Source organism: Nonomuraea sp. NPDC052129 (assembly GCF_040680095.1).
GTDB lineage: Bacteria > Actinomycetota > Actinomycetes > Streptosporangiales > Streptosporangiaceae > Nonomuraea.
The window spans coordinates 22,813-45,094 of sequence record NZ_JBFAVX010000003.1; the positions used below are offsets into that span (position 1 = coordinate 22,813).

The following is a 22,282-nucleotide window of genomic DNA, read 5'->3' on the forward strand; positions in this document are numbered from 1 at the left end:
GTCGATGGACCGGCCGTCCGCCCACGCTCACAATCGGGCTATGGCTGAAGGTTATGTGGGTGCCAGGACGCCCCGTCGCGAGGATGCCCGGCTGCTGACCGGGCGCGCCCGCTACGTCGCGAACGTACGGCTGCCCGGCATGGCGTACGCGGTCGTCGTCCGCAGCCCCATCGCCCACGGACGGCTGGTGAGCTGGGACGCCAAGGAGGCGTGGACGATCGAGGGGATGCTCGACGTCATCACGCCGGGCGACGCGGCCGCGGTTCGGCTGCCCTGCGTCACCCTGAGCCCCGGCCAGCCCGTCACCTCCTACCTGGCGCTCGACGAGGCGATCCGCTACGTGGGCCAGCCGCTCGCCGTGGTGGTCGCGCGGACGCCGGAGGCCGCCAGGGACGCGGCCGACCTGCTCGACCTCGGCTACGAAGCGCTGCCCCCGGTGATCGGGATCGAGCGGGCGCTGGCCGACGATGCCCCGCTGCTGTACCCGGACTGGGGCGGCAACGTGCTGACCGACTTCACGCTAGGCGACCAGGACTGCGACGCGGTCATCGCGGAGGCCGCGCACGTGGTGGAGATGACGTGCACGTTCGGCCGGGCCACGCCGTACCCGCTGGAGCCGCGCGGCATCGTCGCCGACTTCGCCGACGGCGAGCTGACCGTGCGGACCTCGACGCAGGCCCCGCACCACGTACGCGAGCAGGCCGCGGACGCGCTCGGGCTCACCCACGATCGGGTACGCGTCGTGACCGGCGACGCCGGTGGTGGTTTCGGGGGAAAGGAGCACCTGTATCCGGATGAAGTGCTCATCTGCCTGGCCGCCATGCGCCTGGGCCGCCCGGTGAGCTGGACGGAGTCGCCCACGGACCGCCTCGCCGCGACCCTGCCCTCGCGGGCCGCCGTACACCGGGCCCGCCTGGCGCTCGACGCGGACGGGCGCTTCGTCGCGCTGCACGCCGACGTCGTCGGCGACCTCGGCGGCCACCCGTCGAACGTCGGCATCTCGCCGTTCGCGGTGACCGCCACGCTGCTGCCCGGCCCTTACCGCTTCGACCGGGCGGGGGTACGGCTGCGCGCCGTCGTCACGACGACCACCCCGACCGGCTCCTACCGCGGCTTCGGCCAGCCGGAGGCCACCTGGACCAGGGAGCGGCTGATCGACGAGGCGGCCAGACGGCTCGGCGCCGACCCGGTGGAGCTGCGGCTGCGCAACATGCTCGGCCCCGACGAGCTCCCCTGTACGTCCCGGACCGGGCAGGCGTACGACTCCGGCGACTATCCCCGAGCCCTGCGTACCCTGCGCGACCTGGTCACTCCCCCGGCCCGTGACGACGGGCGCAGGCGCGGCGTCGGCTACTCCTGCCACGTGGAGGGCACCGGGCTCGGCTCGTCGATGGGCATGAAGGCCATGGGCATGCTGGCCGGGGGCTTCGAGACCGCGATCCTGCGCATGGAGCAGGACGCCTCGGTCGTCGTCTCGTCGGGTGTGTCGGGGGTCGGGCAGGGCATCGAGACGGCGCTGTCCCAGATCGCGGCGGACCGGGTGGGGGTGCCGCTCGACCGGGTACGCGTGGTGCTGGGCGACACCTCGGCCACGCCGTACTCCTCGATCGGGTCGATCGCCAGCCGCTCGCTCGCGGTGGGCGGCGGCGCGCTGGCCCTGGCCGGGGACCGGCTGCGGGAGAAGATCGTGGCCATCGCCGCCCATCGGCTGGAGGCGGCGCCGGCCGACCTGGAGATCGTCGACTCCGTCGTACGCGTCAAGGGGGATCCGCAGGCGTCGCTGACGTTGCGGGAGATCGCCACGTCGGCGTGGCGGGGCTGGGACCTGCCCGAGGGGGCCGCGCCCGGGCTGGAGGAGCGGGTCTCCTACGATCCGGCCGACATGACCTACGCCTATGGGGCGCACGCGGCGGCGGTCGCGGTCGATCCGGAGACGGGAGCGGTCGAGGTCGAGGGCTACTGGGCGGTCAACGACTCCGGCGTGCTGGTCAACCCGGCGATCGTGGAGGGCCAGGTTCTCGGCGGGATCGCGCAGGGGATCGGCATGGCGCTGACGGAGGAGATCCTCTACACCGAGGAGGGACAGCCGATCGCCGAGTACCTGTTGCCGACCACCCGAGAGATCCCCGACATCCGGCTCGCGACGCTGGAGGTGCCCTCGCCGCGCACGCCCGGCGGCATGAAGGGCGCCGGGGAGTCGGGGACGATCGGCCCGCCGGCGGCCATTGGCAACGCGGTCGCCGCCGCGCTGCCGGAGATCGCCGACCGCGTCACCGGAACGCCGTTGACCCCGGCCGTCTTGTGGGCTCTACTCTCTGGATGACCTACGCCCGATATGTCGCCCTCGGTGACAGCCAGACGGAGGGCCTCGGCGACGGTGACGACATCCGGGGCCACCGCGGCTGGGCCGACCGGCTCGCCGAGCAGCTGGCCGCCGCGAACCCCGACGTCCAGTACGCCAATCTGGGCGTCCGCGGGCGCCTGGCCGGGCAGATCCGCGACGAGCAACTCGGCCCGGCGCTGCGCCTGCGGCCCGACCTGGCCACGGTGATGGCCGGGATGAACGACCTCGTCCGGCCCGGCTTCGACGCCACCGCGGTCGCCTCGGCATTGGAAGACATGTTCGCCCAGCTCACCGCGTCCGGCGCGTGCGTGGTGACCGTGACCTTCCCCGACATCGGCAAGATCGCTCCGCTGGCCCGGCGGCTGGTCCCCCGCGTGCTCGACATCAACGACAGGATCAAGGCCGCCGCCGCCCGCCACGGCGTCATCGTCGTCGACACCTTCCCGCACTCCTTCACCACCGACGCCAGGATGTGGAGCAGCGACCGGCTGCACGCCAGCCCGCTGGGCCACGCCAGGATCGCCGCCGCCATCGCCCATGCCATCGGGCTGCCCGGCAGCGACGACACTTGGTCGGTCCCGCTCACCCCACTTCCCCCGGCCGCGCGCTGGCGGGTGGCCGGGGGCGAGGTGCGCTGGGTCGCCAGCTTCGCGGGGCCCTGGATCTACCGGCGCCTGCGCGGCCGGTCCTCGGGAGACGGCCGCGTCGCCAAGCGCCCCGAGCTCGGCCCGGTGGCACCACCTCCTATGTGACCCACCGCGACCGGGGCGCCTGGGAGCAGGGCGGGGCCGCCGAACCCTGCAGACCGGCGCCTACCGGTGAATCGGTAGGCGCCGGTCCCTGGCTCACACGCTGACGAGCACAGCCGCCACGGCGTCGGCGGTCTCGGGGTGACGGGCCAGCAGCGCGCCCGCCTCCCCGCTGGACGAGCCGCCGGATGGCCCGTCGGCGGCCTGCTGCCAGCCACCCTCGCAGCCGAGCAGCGCGGCCACGGCGTCGGTCGCGCCCGGATGTCCCGCCAGCAGGTCGGTCACCGGGCCCGCCTGCGCGGGCGCCGCCGCACCTGCCGCCTTCTTCGCGTGCTTGGCCGACCAGGGCGGTGTCCACTGGTCGAGCGCGGCCAGGCCGCCGGGGAACGTACGGCCCGCCTCGCGCACCAATATGGGCACCAGCTCGCCGGCCTGCTCGCGCAGGGTGGTGATCAGGCCGGGCAGCCACGGCAGCAGCACGGAGTCGGGCAACCGGCCGAAGGCCTTCGACATCAGCTCGACCACGAACGACGCCAGCGCGGGAGCCGGCTCCATCGCCTGCGCGAACCCGCTCATGTACTCCGGGAACGCCGGGATCACGAGCGGGTTGGCGAGCAGCTCGTCACAGCGTGCCCGCAGCTCGGCCAGCGGCAACGTGCCGAGCAGGTACTGGGCCGACCACAGGAGAGCCACCTTGGCGGGCGCCTCCGGGTGCGACTGCCTTACCGCGATCTCCAGCTGGGCCCGCTCGCACCCCAGCGCCAGTGCCAGGCTCTCCATCGTGAACAGGAACCCGAGCATGGCCGACACCTGCCGGACACCGGTGTACTCGTCGACGAAGGCGGTCGGCAGCAGCGTGCAGTAATGCGCGAACCCCGCCGTGACGAACGCCTCGCACCAGGCCGGCAGCTCCGGCTCGGTCGCGCGGTAGTGAGCCAGCAGCCGCCTGATCCGGCGCAGCACCTCCGGCGCGTCGTCCACGGACCGCTCGGCGGCCAGCAGCTCCACGGCCCGCGCCCCGAGCTCGTCGGTGAACCGCCTGCTGCGCAGGTAGAGGATCGAGTCCTCGACGGCCGCGAGCGCCACGGCCGCGGTCGCCTTGGGATCCCACACCTTGCGCCGCAGCCGCTGCTCCAGCACCTGCTCGACGGTGATGCCCTCGTAGCCCAACTCGATGATCGAGCGCTGGTGCTTGCCGATCGTCAGGTCCCAGCTCTCCTGGATCGCCCGCTCGCCCAGTCGCCGCGCGCCCATGATGGGCCGTACGGCGTCGTCGGGCAGCAGGTGACGCAGGATCCACAGCAGGTCGGAGCAGGGCACCAGGTGCGGGTCCGCCTTGAGGTCCATGAGCGCCCGCTGTACCGTGCGCTTGCTCAGGTCCAGTCCGAGCGGTTGCAGCCGGTCGAACACGTCCTGGGCCAGCGGCGGCATGGCGTGGTAGCCCACCTGGCCGATCCGGTCGCCGCCGAGCAGGATCTCGCACAGGCGGCGCACGTCCCGGCGTCCCGGCACCGTGTCCTTCTCGATGCAGGTGACCGCGGCGTCCTGGAAGTCGTACGGCGTCGGACGTCCCCGGCCACGCAGCCCGGCCAGCAGAATCGACGTCTCGAACACGGCGATGGCGTCGGCGGTGCTGGACTGGTAGCCGTTGCGCCGGGCCAGCCGGACGATGTCGACGGACCAGCCGAGCAGCTCGGCCTCGTCCAGGCCGTCCAGGATCGGCGGCTTGCCCAGGAAGCCGGACAACCGGTCGGTGACCGGCTCCGGCGGGGCGGGCGCCACCGGCTTCCGCGGCTTCTTGGCCGGTTTCTTCTGACCCGCCAGCTGGTACGGCTTGACGCCGTCGCGCTGCAGCGCCTTCTCCCAGGTGGCCGCGGCGATCGAGACCGAGCCGGAGGCCAGGCCGAACTGGGCCTCGATGGCGGAGTGGCTCGACGGGATGAGCCCGTACAACCATTGGGTGGCCGTACGCGGGGTGATCTCGAAGGGCGCGTCCGATGCCAGCCCGAACTGCTCCACCCGGCTGGCCGCGTGGAAGGCGCCGCAGACGTACAGGCACTCGGCCGGGTCGGCGCCCGTCGCGGCGAGGTGCTCGCGCATCCGCGTCCACATGTAGCGCTCGCGGTCCTCGTCGCGGTCCGTCCGCCGGTCGCCCTCGGGGCGCAGGCGGCGGAACAGGCTGCCGATCAGGACCATGACCTGCCGGTACGACTCGTAGTCCGCGCCGGTCAGCGGCTGCTCGACGTACTGGTCCCACCACTCCGACCAGTGCCGGACCTTGCCGTGGTGCAGCAGGTGCTCTTCCAGCTCGGCGAAACGCGGCCGCAGGTCGCCGATCTCGACGCCCACGGCGTCGCCGTGCAGGCCCGCGTCGTCGTCCCCGCCCTGCTTGGGCTCGGCCGGTTCGTCCGGGTCGCGGGGCAGCCACTGGAAGACGTGGTCCGTCGAGCGGTCGACCAGCACCAGCTCGACGCCCGGCGTGCCGAGCGCGTACGAGATGGCCTGGTACTCGGCCGACACCTCCGTGATGGGCGCCACCACGCTGAGCGGCTCCCAGCTGGCCGGGAAGCCGTCGACGTCGGAGGCGAACGCCTGCAGCGCCACCGGCAGGCGGCAGTTGCGCAGCTCGTCGAGCAGCGGCCGCAGGTCCTCGCACAGCTCCAGGTAGATGACCTTGGGCTGCTTCTCGCGCAGGCGCCGCACCATGGCCAGCGCCGAGGCCGGCGAGTGGTGGCAGACCGGGAAGATCTCGAGCTGCTCGCTCAGTGCCCGGTCGACGTCGTCGACCAGGCCCGACAGGATCCCGGCCAGGGTGTCCGGCTCGCCGGCGAACGCGGCGGCGGCGTCCAGCAGCTGCTCGCGGAGTGCGCCGAACGGGCTCATGAGAGCGTCTTGATGGCCTGGCGGCCACCTTCGAGGAAGTCCGTCCACGGCCCGCCGTCCTTCTTGCTGCGGGGTTCGACGATGCCGTGCCAGTACTTGTTCAGGATGGCCAGGTCCTCCGGTTGACGGCGGGCCAGCGAGCCCACCAGCGAGCCGCCGAGCGTCTCCGCCCGCAACTGGCGGTCGCCGAAGAACTGGCTGTGCAGGATGGCGTCCTCGAGCACGCCGATCTGCTCGGCCGTGGACAGGGCCGACTCGAGCTTGTCGTCGTCGCTCTTGGCCGAGGCCGCCGCGTTCCGCAGGTCGGCGAAGCTCTGCAGCAGGATGTCGAGCAGCGTGGGCGGCACGTCCAGCTCGATGCGGTGCCGGCGCAGCAGCTCCGTGGTACGGAACCGGACGATCTCCGCCTCGCTGGTCTTGCTGGTCACCACGGGGATGCGGACGAAGTTGAAACGCCGCTTCAGCGCCGACGACAGGTCGTTGACGCCCCGGTCCCGGCTGTTGGCCGTGGCGATGATCGAGAACCCGGGCTGGGCGAAGACGATGTTGTCGTCGTCGAGCTCGGGGATGGAGACGTACTTCTCGGACAGGATGGAGATCAGGGCGTCCTGGACGTCGCTGGTCGACCTGGTCAGCTCCTCGAAGCGGCCGATCACGCCCCGCTCCATCGCCGTCATGATGGGTGAGGGGATCATCGACTGGCGGGACTGCCCCTTGGCGATCACCATGGAGACGTTCCAGGAGTACTTGATGTGGTCTTCCGTGGTGCCGGCCGTGCCCTGGACGACCAGGGTGGAGTTGCGGCTGATCGCCGCCGAGAGCAGCTCGGCGAGCCAGCTCTTGCCGGTGCCCGGGTCGCCGATGAGCAGCAGGCCGCGGTCGGAGGCCAGCGTCACGATGCTGCGCTCGACGAAGCTGCGGTCACCGAACCACTTCTGCGGGATCTCCCGGTCGAGCCCGTCCGAGCGCTCGGAACCGAGCACGAACAGGCGGACCATCCGGGGGCTGAGGCGCCACGAGAACGGCTTGGGGCCGTCGTCGACGGACTCCAGCCAGTCGAGCTCTTCGGCGTACTTGACCTCGGCGGGGGCACGCAGTGTCTCAGTCATTCGCGGGTCTCCTAGGTGAGGAAGTTCTTGAGCTCGAGCACGAGTTTGCGGATGTGGCCGGAGATCACGGGGGTGCCCAGGTCCTTCAGCTTTTCGCGGAACCACTGGTCCACGCTGGCGTACCCCGAGCTGTTCACGGAGCCGACCGGGATGAACTTGACCCCCGAACGATGCAGGGACGTGAAGTCGTCGATCAGCGACCGGTTGTCGTAGAAGTCGGAGATCCAGACCATCACGGTGTTGCGCGGGTCGACGATCTTCGGCCGGGCCAGGGCCATCGCGACCGTACCGTCGGTGCCGCCGCCGAGCGTCGTGCGCAGCAGCACCTCGAACGGGTCCTTCACCCACGGCGTCAGGTCGAGCGCGCGGGTGTCGTAGGCGACCAAGTGCACGTCCACCTTGGGCAGCCCGGCGAAGATCGACGCCAGGATGGTGCAGTTGACCATCGAGTCGACCATCGACCCCGACTGGTCCACCACCACGATCAGCCGGGCCGGAGTCGTCCGCCTGGCCGTGTGCCGGTAGAACAGCCGGTCCACGTACAGCCGCTCGTCCTCCGGGCTCCAGTTGGTGAGGTTCTTCCAGATCGTCCGCTCGATGTCGAGGTTGCGGAACACCCGCTTCGGCGGCACCGACTTGTCGATCTTGCCGACGCTGGTCTTCTCGACCTGCGTACGGAGCACCTCGGCGACCTCGTCGACGAACCTGCGGATCAGCGCCTTGGCGTTGGCCAGGGCGACTCCGGAGAGGTTGTCCTTGTCGCGCAGGAGCTGCTCGATGAGCGACATGCTGGGATTGAGCTGGGCGGCCAGCGAGGAGTTGGACAGCACCTCGCGCAGGCGCATGCGGCGGACCAGGTCGCCTTCCAGGTTGGCCAGGGCCTTGTTCAGCTCGGCGTCATCGATGCCACGACCGCCACCGCCGGTGCCGAGCCCCCGGCCATGGCCGGATCCTTCGCCCTCCTTTTCTCCTTCGCCTTGAGCGTTGCGGCTGCCGCCGCCTCCCCCGAGTGCTTGCTTGAACCACCCGGCGTCCTTCTGCCAGGCGGCGAGCTGGGAGGCCGAGACGTCGCCCGTCCCGGTGGCGAAGACGTTGAGCAGGAGCTTGGAGATCAGTGCGGCCCTGCGCACCTGCTCGCCGGAGTCCTCGGCGTCCTCGTTGTTGTCGAGCAGGCCGTCGAACTCGGCGGCCAGGTCGGGGAAGCGCTGCACGAGGTTGTCCACCGAGACCGACGGGTCGAGCAGGGCGGCCGGCAGGCCGAGGTCGTCCACGACGGCCACGCTGGCCGACTCCAGGGCCGCCTGCTCCTCGGTGTTGAACACCCTGGCCAGCAGGCGCCAGTAGAGCACCTGCCGCCTGTTTTCGTTGTTGGCAGTCATTTGCGCAGCAGCCGTCCCGCCCGTTCGCGCAGCACGGCCACCGCGTCGCCGTTCTTGGTCGCGGACTTGGCGATCTTCGGGTCCGTCGGGCCCTGCGCCCAGTCGCCGTTGTGCGCGATGACCGGCTCCTTCTTGACCGTCCCCTGAACGGCGAGCGGCTGGAGCAGCCACCGACCGGCGTCCCAGCGAAGCAGCCCGATGCACGACTCGGAGCCGCGCACGATCGCGGGCGTGAGCGGGCCGCACGACGGCAGCCGGTCAGTGTCCACCGTGATCGTCTTGCCGCCGAGGTCGAACACCATCGGATCGCCCTTGCGCACGGAGTAGCCCTCGACCAGCACCGGCTCGGCGATTCGCACCGGGTGGCGCTCCAGCGGCGGCGTGGCGGGGGCGAGCGCGCTCCCCAGCTGGACCCGCGCCGTGGTGAACGGGTCCGCGGGCTTCCCCACCGTGGCCCGGTCGTCGTGCCACACCAGGTCGCCGCCGCCGAGCAGTGGCATGTCCTTGACGTCCAGGCTGCGATGCTCCGCCAGCGCGTTGAGCAACATCGGGGCCCCGGTCAGCAGCCGCCACACGGCCGGGCCGACGATCGTGTCCACCTTCGTGGCGGCGACGCTCGTACGCACCAGGCGGCACTGACCGCCGTCGGCGGGCTCCAGGATCGCGTGGACCTGCGCCTGCACGGCGGTGGCGTGCTCGTGCACGTCCACGCCGAGCACCAGCAGCCGCCCGGACACCGGCTCGCCGGAGCCCGCGGGCAGGCCGCCCGCCTGCGTGAGCATCAGCGCCCGCGCCCACAGGTCGGCCCAGCGCCGGGCGGGTACGACCTCCATCGTCGCGACCGGGCACGACGCGCGCAGCTCGGCGGCCAGGCCGTCGATCAGCACGGCCAGCCGGCGCAGCCGCGGCTCGGCCAGCAGCGCCTCCATCGTCTGACTCACGGCCGAGACGAGGTCGTGGTCGACGCCTCGCCAGCCGGTGATGGCCAGCTCGTTGAGCCAAGACCGGCACCCGCTGAGCAGGTTGTCGGTCGTACCGGCCGCCGGCGGCTCCGCCCAGGAGTCCCGCTCCCGGCCCAGTGCCGAGTCGAGGCGGCCCAGCAGGGCGTCGTGCACCGCGCCCAGCAGCGCGGTACGCCCACCGGCCAGCGCCGTGACGTTCTCCTCCGAGACCGAGCCCGCGGCGACCTTGGCCGCCGCCTCCCCCACCCGATCGCCGAGCGGCGTGGCCGCCACCGCGCCGGCCAGGTCGGTCAGCGCCGAGGCGCGCTCCTCGCCGAGCCGGGCCAAGCCGTTCGTCAGGGCCTCGTCGAAGCCCGTCACCAGGTCGAGCGCCTCGCCGACACCTGGAAGGGGCTGGTCGGCCAACTCCGCCAGCTGCACGCTCAGCATCAGCCCACCGCCCCGGTGGACGGGAACCAGTGCAGCTCGGCGATGGGCTCGGTGGTCATGGGCAACTCCAGGTAGGCCAGGTGGCGCAGGAACCGGCTGAACACCTCGGCCCCCTGCGTACGCTCGACACCGCCGTTCAGGTGGTAGGACAGCCTCTCCCCCTCGGCGAGCTCCACCCGCAGGTAGCCGGCGACCCGGTCCTGGCCGTACTGCAGCACCGCCTCATCGACCAGTGATCGCAGGTGCTTGCACATGTCGCCGTACAAGCCGCCGCACGGCCGGTTGTTGTTGGTGCTGCAGTTGTAGGTATGGGTCCCGGCGGTGACCGACGAGACGTACACCCGGCTGATGTCCGAGCCGCTCGACACGACTCCCTGCAACCGCCCGTCGGCCATCTCGACGAAGGGCACCTTCGCCAGCTTGCGCGGTCTGACGGGCGAGACCACCCGTGCCACGCTGTGTTGCTCCCACGCCTGTTGCTCCCACGCCTGTTGCTCCCACGCGGTTCTGTCCGCGGTCACGCCTTTCGACCTCCAGCCCAGCGGCTCGCGGACGCCTGCCGGTGCGGCGGCACCTGTGCGAACGGCCGATCAGTGATCGCGTAATTTACCCCATTCGCGGGGAAGCGCGGGCGCGTTTCGATCACCTCCGAGAGCACGCCCGACCTTGGCTTCGACTATCGGGGTAAGAGGCATTGCCGCTAGGTGCTCCTTACAGTTAAAGTCGGCCGTCAGGAGCGAAAGCGGGCTGAGCGCCTTACCGGAGGAGCGCATGGTGGAGCACGTCGACCAGACCGGGTCTCCCCTGCGTCAGCTGCTCAAGCTCGCGGTGCCCGCGCTCGGTGTCCTGGCCGCCGAGCCGCTCTACCTGCTCGTCGACACCGCCGTGGTCGGCCATCTCGGCGCGGTGCCGCTCGCCGGGCTCTCGATCGGCGCGATCGTGCTGGCGCAGATCGCCACCCAGATGCGGTTCCTGTCCTTCGGTACGACCGCCCGCGCGGCCCGGCTGCATGGCGCCGGCCGCCGTACCGATGCCGTGATCGAGGGCGTGGAGGCGACCTGGCTCGGCGCGATCGTGGGGCTGGTGCTGATCGTGGCCGGGCAGCTGCTCGCCGCGCCGATCGCCGGCCTGCTCGCCGGTGACGACCGGGTCGCCGCCGCCGCGGTGAGCTGGCTGCGGATCGCCCTGCTCGGCGCCCCGATGATCCTGATCACCCTGGCCGGCAACGGGTGGATGCGCGGCGTGCAGGACATGCGGCGCCCGCTCCGCTACGTGCTCGTGGGCAACGGGATCTCGGCGGTGCTGTGCCCGGTGCTCGTGCACGGGTTCGGCTGGGGGCTCAACGGCTCGGCGGTCGCCAACGTGGTCGCGCAGGTGATCTCGGCGAGCCTGTTCGTGCGGGCGCTGCTGGCGGAGGGCGTGCCGCTCGCGCCGGTCCCGGCCGCGATGCGCGCCCAGCTCGGCCTCGCGCGCGACATGATGGTGCTCGGTCTGGTCTTCCAGGCGTGCTGGGTGTCGGCGACCGTGGTCGCCGCGCACACCTCCACGGCGGCGGTCGGGGCCCACCAGGTGGTGTTCCAGCTGTGGATGTTCCTGGCCTTCGTGCTGGACGCGCTGGCCATCGCCGCCCAGTCGCTGGTCGGGGCCGCGCTCGGCGCGCGCGACGGGGAACGGGCGCGTCGGCTGGCCTGGCAGGTGACCGGTTGCGGGTTGGTGTTCGGGGCGTTGCTCGGGGTGGTGTTCGCGGCGCTGGCCGGCATCCTGCCCCACGCGTTCACCACCGATGCGACGGTGCTGGCAGAGATGCCCCACGCGTGGTGGTTCTTCGTCGCGCTGCAGCCGATCGGTGGCGTCGTGTTCGCTTTGGACGGAGTACTGCTCGGCGCCGGGGACGCGGCGTACATGCGTACCGCGACGTTGAGTGCGGCGGTGCTGGGGTTCCTGCCGCTGGTATGGGGGTCGCTGAGCTTCGGCTGGGGGCTCGTGGGGATCTGGTCGGGCTTGTCGGCCTTCCTGGTGATTCGGATGACCACCCAGCTGGCCCGACTGCGGTCCGGCCGCTGGGCGGTGCTCGGCGCCGTACGGTGATCCGGCGGCTGAGCGGTGCTCGGCCCGTACGGTGATCCGGCAGTTGGGCGGTGCTCGGCGCCGAACGGTGATCCGGCGCCGAGTGCGCGAAGGGCTCGGTCAGGCGCCTACGTAGGCCGCGAGGTGCTCGCCGGTGAGGGTGGAGCGGGCGGCGACGAGGTCGGCCGGTGTGCCCTCGAAGACGATCCGGCCGCCGTCATGGCCGGCGCCCGGCCCGAGGTCGATGATCCAGTCGGCGTGCGCCATGACCGCCTGGTGGTGCTCGACGACGATGACCGACTTGCCCGAGTCGACGAGCCGGTCGAGCAGGCCGAGCAACTGCTCGACGTCGGCGAGGTGCAGGCCGGTGGTCGGCTCGTCCAGAACGTAGACGCCGCCCTTGTCGCCCATGTTGGTGGCCAGCTTGAGCCGCTGCCGCTCGCCACCGGACAGCGTGGTGAGCGGCTGCCCGAGACTGAGATAGCCGAGCCCGACGTCGGCGAGCCGGTCGAGGATGGCGTGCGCGGCCGGCGTACGCGCCTCACCGGCGCCGAAGAACTTCTCGGCCTCGGTCACCGACATCGCGAGCACCTCGCTGATGTCGCGGCCGGCGAGGTGGTACTCCAGCACCGAGGCCTCGAACCGCTTCCCCTCGCACTCCTCGCAGGTGGTGGCGACCCCGGCCATCATCGCCAGGTCGGTGTAGATGACTCCGGCGCCCTTGCAGGTGGGGCAGGCGCCTTCGGAGTTGGCGCTGAACAGCGCCGGCTTCACGCCGTTGGCCTTCGCGAACGCCTTGCGGATCGGCTCGAGCAGCCCAGTGTAGGTCGCCGGGTTGCTCCGTCGCGAGCCGCGGATCGCGCCCTGGTCGATCGAGACCACGCCGTCCCGCCCCGACACCGACCCGTGGATCAGCGAGCTCTTCCCCGAGCCCGCCACCCCGGTGAGGACGACCAGCATGCCGAGCGGGATGTCGACGTCGACGTCGCGCAGGTTGTTCGCCGTCGCGCCGCGGATCTCCAGCGCGCCGGTGGGCTTGCGCATCGTCTCCTTGAGGGCGGCCCGGTCGTCGAAATGGCGTCCGGTGATGGTGCCGCTGGCCCGCAGCCCCTCGACGGTGCCCTCGAAGCAGACGGTACCGCCCGCCGTACCGGCGCCGGGACCGAGGTCGACGACGTGGTCGGCGATCGCGATCGCCTCCGGCTTGTGCTCCACGACGAGCACCGTGTTGCCCTTGTCGCGCAGCCGCAGCAGCAGGCCGTTCATCCGCTGGATGTCGTGCGGGTGCAGCCCGATCGTCGGCTCGTCGAAGACGTAGGTGACGTCGGTGAGCGACGACCCGAGGTGGCGGATCATCTTGACCCGCTGCGCCTCGCCGCCGGACAGCGTGCCCGACGACCGATCGAGCGAGAGGTAGCCCAGCCCGATCTCCACGAACGAGTCGAAGGTGTGCCGCAGCTTGGCGAGCAGCGGCGCCACCGACGGCTCGTCGAGGTCGCGGACCCACTCGGCCAGGTCGCTGATCTGCATCGCGCACGCGTCGCCGATATTGATCCCCTTGATCTTCGAGGACCGGACCGCCGCGCTGAGCCGGGTGCCACCGCACTCGGGGCAGGCGGTGAAGGTGACCGCCCGGTCCACGAACGCCCGGATGTGCGGCTGCATCGCCTCCCGGTCCTTGGACAGGAACGACTTCTGGATCTTCGGGATCAGCCCCTCGTAGGTGAGGTTGACGCCGTTGACGTTCACCTTGGTCGGCTCGCGGTGGAGGAAGTCGTACCGCTCGGTCTCGGTGTAGTCGCGGATCGGCTTGTCGGGGTCGATGAAGCCCGACTGGGCGAAGATCCCGACTGTCCACCAGCTGTCCGTCTTGTAGCCGGGGATGGTGATCGCGCCCTCGGCGATCGACTTGGAGTCGTCGAAGAGCTGGGTCAGGTCGATGTCGTTCACCTTGCCCATGCCCTCGCAGCGCGGGCACATGCCGCCGGTGATGCTGAACTCGCGCCGCTCCTTCACCGCCTTCCCGCCGCGCTCGAGCGTGACCGCACCGGCTCCGCTGATCGAGGCGACGTTGAAGGAGTACGCCTGGGGCGAGCCGATGTGCGGCTGCCCGAGCCGGCTGAACAGGATGCGCAGCATCGCGTTGGCGTCGGTGACGGTGCCCACGGTGGAGCGGACGTTGGCGCCCATCCGCTCCTGGTCGACGATGATCGCCGTGGTCAGCCCGTCGAGCACGTCGACCTCGGGTCGCGCCAGCGTCGGCATGAACCCCTGGACGAAGGCGCTGTAGGTCTCGTTGATCAGCCGCTGCGACTCGGCGGCGATCGTGTCGAACACCAGCGAGCTCTTGCCCGAGCCGGAGACGCCGGTGAACACCGTCAGCCGGCGCTTCGGGAGCTCGACGCTGACGTCCTTGAGGTTGTTCTCGCGAGCGCCGTGCACGCGGATCAGGTCGTGGCTGTCGGCGACGTTCGGCTCAGGCGACTGCGTGTCCGTCCTCGTGGCCATGCTCATCGTGTCTCCATCTGTTGGGCGGGGCCGCCGTCGCGCTCCCATCAGGTCGCCTCGGCAACGGCCCCCTGTCTACCTGATCGGCGGCGCGGTCGGAACCGGCGAGCCGCCCGCCACGGCGCAGTCCGGCTTCTCGGTCAGGCTAGGTGCGACTCGATGATCTGCGCTTCTCGAATCCTGACCGGTCCGGTCACCTGCTTCGCCGCGCACGCCGGGTCTGGCACCGCCCACTCGGGGTACGCGCCGCGCCGGTCGTACGGCGAATACCCGGCTCCGGAACCCGGCCCTCGCGTTGATCGTTGTGACGGGCGGCTGACACAACCGATCCCGACGACAGGGAGACAACAGCGTGGTCTTCAAACGGATGCTGGGCGCTTTCGGCGTGGGCGCGCCCTCGGTGGACACCGTCCTTTCCACCCCGCGCATCCAGCCGGGTGGGCTGCTGACCGGGCAGGTACGGCTCAAGGGCGGCGACTTCGACGCCGAGATCGAGCACATCACCCTCGGCCTCGTGGCTCGGGTGGAGATCGAGCACGGTGACGGCGAGCACGGCGGGCTCGGCGAGTTCTCCCGCACCCAGGTCTCGGGCCCGTTCACGCTGCGCGAGGGCGAGAACCGCACCCTCGACTTCCAGATCCCAGTGCCGTGGGAGACGCCGATCAGCGAGATCGACGGCCAGCACCTGAACGGCATGGCCCTGGGCGTACGCACCGAGCTGGCCATCGCCAAGGCCGTGGACAAGGGCGACCTGGACATGATCGCGGTCGAGCCCCTGCCCTCCCAGCTCCGCATCCTCCAGGCGTTGCTGCGGCTCGGCTTCCACTTCAAGTCCGCCGATCTGGAAGCCGGCCACCTGTACGGAGTTCACCAGGATCTGCCGTTCTACCAGGAGATCGAGTTCTACCCGCCCGCCCAGCACGCCGGGGTCGTGGGCGAGGTCGAGCTGACCTTCGTGGCGAGCCCGGCCGGGCTGGAGGTCATCTTGGAGGCCGACAAGCGGGCCGGCCGTTACTCCGGCGACGCCATCGGCCGCTTCCACGTCAGCCACGACGACGCGCTGCACACCGACTGGTCCAGCGAGCTCGACCGCTGGCTGACCGGCCTGGCCCAGCACGGCGGTTACGGCTCGCACGGCGGTTATGGGTCGCACGGCCGCATGGAGCATCACGAGGGCTACGGACATCACCACGATGACGACCACCACCACCGAGGCGGCGGTCCCGGTTGGGGAACGGTGGCCGCGGCCGGAGCCGCGGGCCTGGTGGGCGGGTTCGTCGCGGCCGAGGTGGCCGAAGAGATCTTCGAGGGCGGCGAGGAAGAGGAAGGCGGCGACTGGTAGCGCGATGCCGGGTGGCGGGCCGTGACGGCCCGCCCGAACGCCGGTAGCGCTGGCTATACCTCTGAACTCCAGCGAGTGGGATCGATCACGAGGTGGTCCGGCCGACAGGCTTGTGGCATCGCAAACGAGCCAGCAAGCAGGGAGCCCCCCGATGTCGTACCCCTCCACCAAGCGTCGTAGCCGGTTGGCCCTGGCGGCGGTGGCCGTCGCCGCGCTGAGCGGCCTGGGCCTGTCCGCCACACCGGCGAGCGCCGACACCGACGTCGTGCAGAAGAGCCTGGACGCCCTGGTCAAGGTCGACAAGTACCCTGCCGCGCTGGCGGCCGTACGAGGCCGTGACGGGCGGACTCGCAACTACACCGCCGGAGCGGGCGACCTGGAGACCAAGGCGAAGGTCCCTGTCGACGGGCAGGTACGCATCGCCAGCAACACCAAGATGTTCACCGCCACGGTCGTGCTGCAGCTGGTCGGCGAGGGCAAGATCGACCTGGCCGCGAAGGTCGAGAAGTACCTGCCCAAGGTGGTGCGCGGCAAGGGCGTCGACGGCCGCAAGATCACGGTCCGGCAGTTGCTGCAGCACACCAGCGGCCTGGCCGACTATGACGACGTCCTGATCAAGGACTATCTGGCCATCCAGCACACCCACTACGAGCCGCGTGAGCTGGTGGACGCTGGGCTGACCAGCAAGAACTCCCCCGCTCACGGCTGGAGCTACAGCAACACCAACTACATCTTGGCCGGGCTCATCGCGCAGAAGGTCACCGGCCGGCCGATCGGCGAGCAGATCACCCAGCGGATCATCGAGCCGCTCGGGCTGCGCAAAACGTACTGGCCGGCTCTCGGTGACCAGTCCATCCGCGGCCCGCACCCCAAGGGCTACTACGCCGCCAAGTCCGGCGACCCGTACACCGACGTCACCACGATGGACCCCTCCATGGCCTGGGCGGCCGGGCAGCTGATCTCCACCCCCACCGACCTCAACCGTTTCATGAGCGCACTACTGGGCGGCAAGCTGCTCGGGCCCGAGCAGCTCAAGCAGATGAAGACCACCGTTGACGCCCCCGGCTTCGACTCCGTCGGCGGCTCCCGTTACGGGCTCGGCCTGGCCACCTTCAAACTCAGCTGCGGCGGCTTTGCCTGGTCCCATGGCGGCTCCGCCCCCGGCTACGCCACCGCCAACGCCATCACCGACGACGGCCGGGCCGCCACCATCGCCGTCACCGCGCTGCCCACCGAACTGTCCGCCTTCAAACACTTCGAAGCCGCACTCGACACCGCCCTGTGTGAATAACCGCAGGCAGCAGCGTCCAGGAGAGCGACGGCCCCGCCACAAGCGGACCGTCGCTCTGTTTTTGCCGTATCGCATTCAGTGATGAATGTGCATGTCTCAATGCCGCGAATAAGCCGCGTTACCCCAGGTCAGCAGGAAATCATGAACAGCCCGGTTCGCGTTTCCGGACGGGGTTGAGGTAACCCAGTGCGACTTGACTCAGCCATTCCTGAAAGGGCGGACACCACGGCGCCACCTAAATGGAACGGTCCCTCACTCATCAGCCGCCGCGGCCGGCTGCGTGCTATCGACCAGGACGTCCGCTTCGAGGTCGCACCCCAGGCCCAGCCCCTGACCCGCACCGCGAAGAGGCGCTCTCCTTTGACATTGTCAGCTAGATCGTCATGAACCGATAGAGTCAGACCCGGTTGTGCCACAGGTAGTCATGGAGAAGTCAGGGCAACGACCGGAATTGACCGCGGAGTGGCTATGTGTAAAAGGCGACACGCTCCGTGAGCGACGAGTTGCCAGCACCTTGGTCACCCCCTAGTGTGCCTGAAGCATATTCACGTGTTCGGACACCTGAAGGGTTAAGGGCCAGTACAGGCATTCGGCCTGCACAGGATCCGCTCTATGGGGGCATGAATGGCGCTCAGACCGCGCACGGCTTCGGCCGTGGTGGTGCCGGCGGCAATGGAGTGCGGCGTGATCCCACCGCCGCGGCCCGAGGCCGCCGCCTTCGACATGCCCACCGACCCTTGCCGTGCACTGAACGCGCGGAGCCGGTCGTGGCCCGCAGGAAGAAGACAGACGTGACCTCCACCGAGTGGGAGGCCCAGACCGCCGACTGACGCCCGTCGAGCCGGACGGGTGCCCGCAACAAGCGGAGAACCAAGGAAATTGACCCCATGTACCCGCACGTACATGTGTGTCCGATTTGGGAGGTTTTGTGGTAGCTGTGGTTTCGGACTATGACAAGATCGGTGGCGCTCCCACCGTCCGTGAAGCGGTGGACCGCTTCTACACGGTCGTGCTGGACACTCCCGACCTCAAGCCGTACTTCGACGGCATCGACATGGCGCGGCTCAAGCGGCACATGGTCATGCTGCTGTGCTCCGTCCTCGGCGGCCCCGAGGTGTACGAGGGCCACGACCTGGCCGACGCGCACCGTGGCATGGGCATCACCGATGAGCACTATGACCAGGTCGGCGACATACTCGTCACAGTGCTCCGCGACCTCGGCGCTCCTGAGGAGGTCGTGCGGAACGTCGTGACGGTCCTGGGCCAGGTGCGCGGCTCCATCGTGGAGAAGCCCGCAGAGGCAGCCGGGTAAGTGGACACGCAAGCCTTAAAGGACAGCTGGCACCAGGTCGCCCGGTCGGGTGATCAGGTGCCGCTGTTCTTTTACTCAGCCCTGTTCCTGATGTACCCCGAGACGCGGGCCCTGTTCCCGGTGTCCATGGCCACTCAGCGGGATCGGCTCGTCAGCGCGCTGGGACGCGTCGTCAGCAACGTCGACCATGTGGAAGACGTGGTGCCGTTTCTCCAGCAGCTCGGCCGCGACCACCGCAAGTTCGCCGTGGTCACGCAGCACTATCCCGCTGTCGGCCAGGCACTGCTGGCCACTCTGCAGCACTTCCTCGGCGATCGCTGGACACCTGCTCTGGCCAACGACTGGACCCAGGCGTACGGGCTGGTCGCGAAGGTGATGACCGAAGCGGCCGAAGAGGCGTCGGCCACGACGCCGCCCTGGTGGGACGGCGAGATCATCCTGCATGAGTCGCGCGCCCCCGGCATCGCGGTGATCCGGGCTCGCCTGAACTACCCTTACCCCTTCCGCGCGGGCCAGTTCGCGTCGATCTCGGTCGGGCTGCGACCGAGAATGTGGCGTTTCTACTCCTTCGCCAACGCGCCGCGTCGCGACAACACGATTGACCTGCATGTACGGGTGGTCGACGGTGGCGCGGTCAGCACGGCCCTGGTGCACGGCGCGCAACGCGGTGACGCCCTGAAGATCGGCGCACCGCTGGGCGACCGGTTGACGCTCGACACGAGCCTGCCCAAGGATCTCCTCCTGATCGCCGGCGGCACGGGCCTGGCTCCCCTCAAGGCGCTCGTGGAGCAGGTGGCCTACGAAGGGGCGCGCTGCAACATCCGCCTCTTCGTGGGTGCCCGGACAGCCCGCGAGCTGTACGACATCGAGGCATTGTCCAAGCTGGACGCCGAGCACCCATGGTTGAGTGTCGTGCCCGTCGTGTCCCATGACGGGCTCTACCGCGGTGAGCGCGGCTATGTGGTGGACGTCGCCCTGAAGGCCTGGCGTGGCCAGGAGGTCTTCGTATGCGGCTCTGAAGAGATGGTTCAGAGCACGATCGCCCGGCTGCTGGACGCCGGCGTGCCGGCCGAGCAAATCCGCTTCGACGAATTCACCAGTGCTGGAGGTAGAGAGCAGTGACGGGAGAGACGCCATGGGCACATAACCCATCGAACGACCGCCAGCCGCTGACGCCGGATCGGGTACGGAACAAGGACTTCTCACGCGCCAAGCTCGGGAGCCGCGGCTACAACGCGGATGAGGTACGTACGTTCCTCCTCCGCATGGCCGACGACATAGCGGCCAGCGACACGGAGAAGGCCGACCTGCGCGCTGAGGTCGACCGGCTGCGCAACTGGTTCAAGGACCACGGCCACGACACCTCCCCGGGCGCCTCGGCAAGGCTCAACGTCGACGCGGTCAACCTCCTCTCCCGCGCTCAGCAGACGGCGGACGCCCAGATAGCCGAGGCGGAGGACTACTCCCGCAGGCTGGTGGGCCAAGCGCGCCAGCAGTACGAGCAGATCCTCCAGGAGGCGCAGCAGCAGGCGGAGGAGGCCGCCAGCCAGGCGGTCAACGTCTATCGGGCGAGCGGAGAGGTCCAGTCGGTCGAAGCCGAGGAACTGGAACGCCGCATCGCCTACCTGCGCACCTTCGCGGAGGTCACCCAGGTGCAGTTGCGCGCGGTCCTCGAAGGGCTGACCAACGAGGTCAACAAGCTGGGCACCCTGCCGGAGACGAGCCGGCAGGCCGTCGCGTACTCCTCCTTGGGCTCCTCCTCAGGCTTCTCCACGAACCCGGGCTAGTTCCGGTCGAGCCGGCCACCGGAGAGGTCACCGACGACTCGAACCCGCAGACTTCCGATCCCCGCACGCCCATGGTGTGCCGCCACGGTCCTGGACACCCGTCGGCCGGGATCTTTCGTTCGCATGCCTGATGAGAGATCCGCGTCACCACGAGTCGCGGTAGGCGGCTGGGTCACAGTTCGGGGCATGTGATCAATCGCCACGCCTGAACCAGGCGATCATGGGTAGCGCTGAGCAACCACACCCGTAACACCGGACGGACGGAAGCCCAGCATGCTGACCCTCATTCTGCTCATCTTCGCCTTGGCCTGCTTCGTGCTCGCCGCCTTCAACGTCGGCGGCGGCCGCGTCAACCTCATCGCCCTCGGCCTGGCCCTCTGGGTATTGACCGAGATCATCCCCCACATCAGCGACTTATAGCGGCCGGCCGGACTCCGCTGCCGTCCTGTGCCGTCCTGGGCAAGGACGGCAGCGGAGTGTCACGGCTTGACGACGGCACCTACAGAACGGAACTGCTCGATCATCGCCGCGTACCCGCTGCCGCCATGCCCATCCGCCACTGCCCGATCGGTCAGGGCCTTGATGAACCTCGGAAGTTCGGCATTCACCCCGAGAAACTCACTCTCGTGGATGAGATGCTCCATCGCGGCCAGGTGAGTGTCGATGGTGGAATCAACGGCCGGGTACGTGCCGTCGTCGATCTGCCGCGCATAGGCGGACACCCAGCCGTTCACGGTTTCGATCCCCTTGCTCGCGATAGGGGCGAACGCCGTGGCGTCCACACCCGCCGCGCCGAGCAGGGCGGCACCCTGCAGGAAGCCGTTCAGGATGTTCCACATCAGACTCAGTACGGCCACGTCGTACAGCGCCGACAGGCCGTGGTCGTCGCCGAGGTAAGTCGTACCCTCGCCAAGGCTCCTCAGGGCCGGCTCGTGCGGGTCGAAGGCCGACCGTGGCCCGCTGTAGAGGAGGACGGCCTCCGCCCCGACGGCCGCGGGGGTGGCCATGATCGCGCCGTCGAGGTAGCTGCCACCCCGCCGCGTCACCCACTCCGCGGTCTCGCGGGCCCCCAGCGACGTACCGGAGGTCAGATTCACCAGGACGCGACCGTCGAGCTCCTCGCCCAGCGGATCGAGAAGCGTGTGCACAGCCTCGTAGTCCGACACGCAGACGACCACGAGCGGACTGGCCAGGACGGCGTCGCGGACCGAGTCGGCGACCTTGGCCCCCTGGGCGGCAAGATGTTCGGCCTTCGCCGCCGTACGGTTCCACACGGTCGTGGAGTAGCCGCCGCGCAGGAACGCTCCAGCCAGCGCCTGACCCATCAGGCCAAGACCAATGACCGTCACGTCGCGATTCCGCATCATGCACTGCTCCCTCGGTGGGTTTGAGTGGTCATGGCAGAATCATCAACGTTCACACCGATATAAAGGTCAAGGAGCAGCGCGCGTGCTGATCGGGGAGCTGAGCCGGCGGACCGGAGTCCGCACGCATCAACTGCGTTACTACGAGGCCCAGGGCCTGCTCGAGCCCCGCCGCGCCGCCAGCGGCTACCGCGAGTACACCAGCGATGCCGTCCTGACCGTGACTCAGATCCGGAGGCTGCTCGAAGCCGGACTGTCGACCCAGGAAATCGGGTACTTGCTGCCCTGCGCCACCGGCGCGGCCCCCGACCTCGAGCCCTGCCCCGAACTCCTGGACACCCTGAAAGCCCGCATGCACGGCCTGGACGAGCACATCGACCTGCTCACCCGCTCCCGCCAGGTCCTCCACGACTACATCGACGCCACCGAACAGCGCGGCGTCACTGCGAACGTCGTTGTATCGCCGCCTCGATGCGCATCACCAGGCCGCTGATCGCCACGAGCGCGAAGACACCGAGCACCTGCCAAGGCGGGTGGCCGTTCTCAACGATGAGCGCACCCACGCAGAGCGCGAGTCCCAGTCCGAGAAGCACCGCGCCGTACGTATGCGTGCTCTCGACACCGTCGCGGTCATACGGGGGGTCGATGCGCCGAGCGGGCTTGTCAGGCTCGTTCACAGCCCGGAGCATCCCACGTCGCCGGTGAATGGGGAAGTGTCGCCAAGCGCCAGGTTCGTACGAGGATACGAACGCGGAT

General features: G+C 69.8%; 18 protein-coding genes. 10 read left to right on the forward strand and 8 right to left on the reverse strand.

Going from position 1 to position 22,282, the window contains the following annotated elements:
- Positions 1-40: 40 nt before the first annotated feature.
- Positions 41-2,323: a xanthine dehydrogenase family protein molybdopterin-binding subunit gene (locus tag AB0L53_RS07890; protein WP_363991974.1), complete on the forward strand. Its 2,283-nt coding sequence runs from the start codon at positions 41-43 to the stop codon at positions 2,321-2,323.
- Positions 2,320-3,096, forward strand: coding sequence for an SGNH/GDSL hydrolase family protein (locus AB0L53_RS07895; protein ID WP_363991976.1), 777 nt, complete (start codon positions 2,320-2,322; stop codon positions 3,094-3,096). Before AB0L53_RS07890 ends, AB0L53_RS07895 begins: the two co-directional genes overlap by 4 nt.
- A 93-nt stretch (positions 3,097-3,189) precedes the next feature.
- Here the strand turns inward: AB0L53_RS07895 and AB0L53_RS07900 are convergent, their stop codons facing one another.
- The 5 genes from AB0L53_RS07900 to AB0L53_RS07920 are packed head-to-tail and all read right to left on the reverse strand — an operon-like array spanning position 3,190 to position 10,376.
- Positions 3,190-5,976 (reverse strand): DUF5682 family protein, encoded by a 2,787-nt coding sequence (locus AB0L53_RS07900; RefSeq protein WP_363991978.1) that lies wholly within the window; start codon positions 5,974-5,976, stop codon positions 3,190-3,192.
- The gene (locus tag AB0L53_RS07905) at positions 5,973-7,085 is read right to left on the reverse strand and encodes an AAA family ATPase (protein WP_363991980.1); all 1,113 of its coding nucleotides are present in this window, start codon (positions 7,083-7,085) and stop codon (positions 5,973-5,975) included. The genes AB0L53_RS07900 and AB0L53_RS07905 overlap by 4 nt, the downstream gene beginning before the upstream one ends.
- Before the next feature lie 11 nt (positions 7,086-7,096).
- Positions 7,097-8,464 (reverse strand): VWA domain-containing protein, encoded by a 1,368-nt coding sequence (locus AB0L53_RS07910; protein ID WP_363991982.1) that lies wholly within the window; start codon positions 8,462-8,464, stop codon positions 7,097-7,099.
- Entirely contained in the window at positions 8,461-9,855 is a 1,395-nt protein-coding gene (locus AB0L53_RS07915; RefSeq protein ID WP_363991983.1) for a hypothetical protein, read from the reverse strand. The genes AB0L53_RS07910 and AB0L53_RS07915 overlap by 4 nt, the downstream gene beginning before the upstream one ends.
- Positions 9,855-10,376 carry a hypothetical protein gene (locus AB0L53_RS07920; RefSeq protein ID WP_363991984.1) on the reverse strand — a complete coding sequence of 174 codons (522 nt, stop codon included), beginning with the start codon at positions 10,374-10,376 and terminating at the stop codon, positions 9,855-9,857. The genes AB0L53_RS07915 and AB0L53_RS07920 overlap by 1 nt, the downstream gene beginning before the upstream one ends.
- A 250-nt stretch (positions 10,377-10,626) precedes the next feature.
- Between AB0L53_RS07920 and AB0L53_RS07925 the strand changes: the two genes are divergently transcribed.
- Positions 10,627-11,943 carry an MATE family efflux transporter gene (locus AB0L53_RS07925; protein WP_363991986.1) on the forward strand — a complete coding sequence of 439 codons (1,317 nt, stop codon included), beginning with the start codon at positions 10,627-10,629 and terminating at the stop codon, positions 11,941-11,943.
- Positions 11,944-12,042: 99 nt separating this feature from the next.
- Here the strand turns inward: AB0L53_RS07925 and AB0L53_RS07930 are convergent, their stop codons facing one another.
- Positions 12,043-14,436: an excinuclease ABC subunit UvrA gene (locus tag AB0L53_RS07930; protein WP_363991988.1), complete on the reverse strand. Its 2,394-nt coding sequence runs from the start codon at positions 14,434-14,436 to the stop codon at positions 12,043-12,045.
- Positions 14,437-14,782: 346 nt separating this feature from the next.
- Here AB0L53_RS07930 and AB0L53_RS07935 point away from each other — a divergent pair, with 346 nt between their 5' ends.
- The 6 genes from AB0L53_RS07935 (at position 14,783) to AB0L53_RS07960 (ending at position 20,582) form a co-directional block, all read left to right on the forward strand.
- On the forward strand, positions 14,783-15,772 hold the full coding sequence (locus tag AB0L53_RS07935) for a sporulation protein (RefSeq protein ID WP_363991989.1): 990 nt from the start codon (positions 14,783-14,785) through the stop codon (positions 15,770-15,772).
- A gap of 151 nt (positions 15,773-15,923) precedes the next feature.
- Positions 15,924-17,063: a serine hydrolase domain-containing protein gene (locus tag AB0L53_RS07940; protein WP_363991990.1), complete on the forward strand. Its 1,140-nt coding sequence runs from the start codon at positions 15,924-15,926 to the stop codon at positions 17,061-17,063.
- A 928-nt stretch (positions 17,064-17,991) separates the two neighbouring features.
- Positions 17,992-18,375: a group 1 truncated hemoglobin gene (locus AB0L53_RS07945; RefSeq protein ID WP_363991992.1), complete on the forward strand. Its 384-nt coding sequence runs from the start codon at positions 17,992-17,994 to the stop codon at positions 18,373-18,375.
- 57 nt (positions 18,376-18,432) lie between these two features.
- A complete protein-coding gene (locus AB0L53_RS07950) occupies positions 18,433-19,497 on the forward strand; it encodes a globin domain-containing protein (RefSeq protein ID WP_363991994.1) in 1,065 nt (354 codons plus the stop codon).
- Positions 19,494-20,162, forward strand: coding sequence for a DivIVA domain-containing protein (locus AB0L53_RS07955; RefSeq protein ID WP_363991996.1), 669 nt, complete (start codon positions 19,494-19,496; stop codon positions 20,160-20,162). The genes AB0L53_RS07950 and AB0L53_RS07955 overlap by 4 nt, the downstream gene beginning before the upstream one ends.
- A gap of 273 nt (positions 20,163-20,435) precedes the next feature.
- Complete coding sequence (locus tag AB0L53_RS07960) at positions 20,436-20,582, forward strand: hypothetical protein (protein ID WP_357938195.1); 147 nt, start codon at positions 20,436-20,438, stop codon at positions 20,580-20,582.
- A 59-nt stretch (positions 20,583-20,641) separates the two neighbouring features.
- Here AB0L53_RS07960 and AB0L53_RS07965 read toward each other — a convergent pair whose 3' ends face one another.
- Entirely contained in the window at positions 20,642-21,529 is an 888-nt protein-coding gene (locus AB0L53_RS07965) for an NAD(P)-binding domain-containing protein (RefSeq protein ID WP_363991998.1), read from the reverse strand.
- Between the two features lie 82 nt (positions 21,530-21,611).
- Between AB0L53_RS07965 and AB0L53_RS07970 the strand changes: the two genes are divergently transcribed.
- On the forward strand, positions 21,612-22,019 hold the full coding sequence (locus AB0L53_RS07970; RefSeq protein WP_363991999.1) for a MerR family transcriptional regulator: 408 nt from the start codon (positions 21,612-21,614) through the stop codon (positions 22,017-22,019).
- Here the strand turns inward: AB0L53_RS07970 and AB0L53_RS07975 are convergent.
- Complete coding sequence (locus tag AB0L53_RS07975; protein ID WP_363992001.1) at positions 21,967-22,203, reverse strand: hypothetical protein; 237 nt, start codon at positions 22,201-22,203, stop codon at positions 21,967-21,969. The two genes, AB0L53_RS07970 and AB0L53_RS07975, sit on opposite strands and share 53 nt — an antisense overlap.
- Between the last annotated feature and the right edge of the window lie 79 nt (positions 22,204-22,282).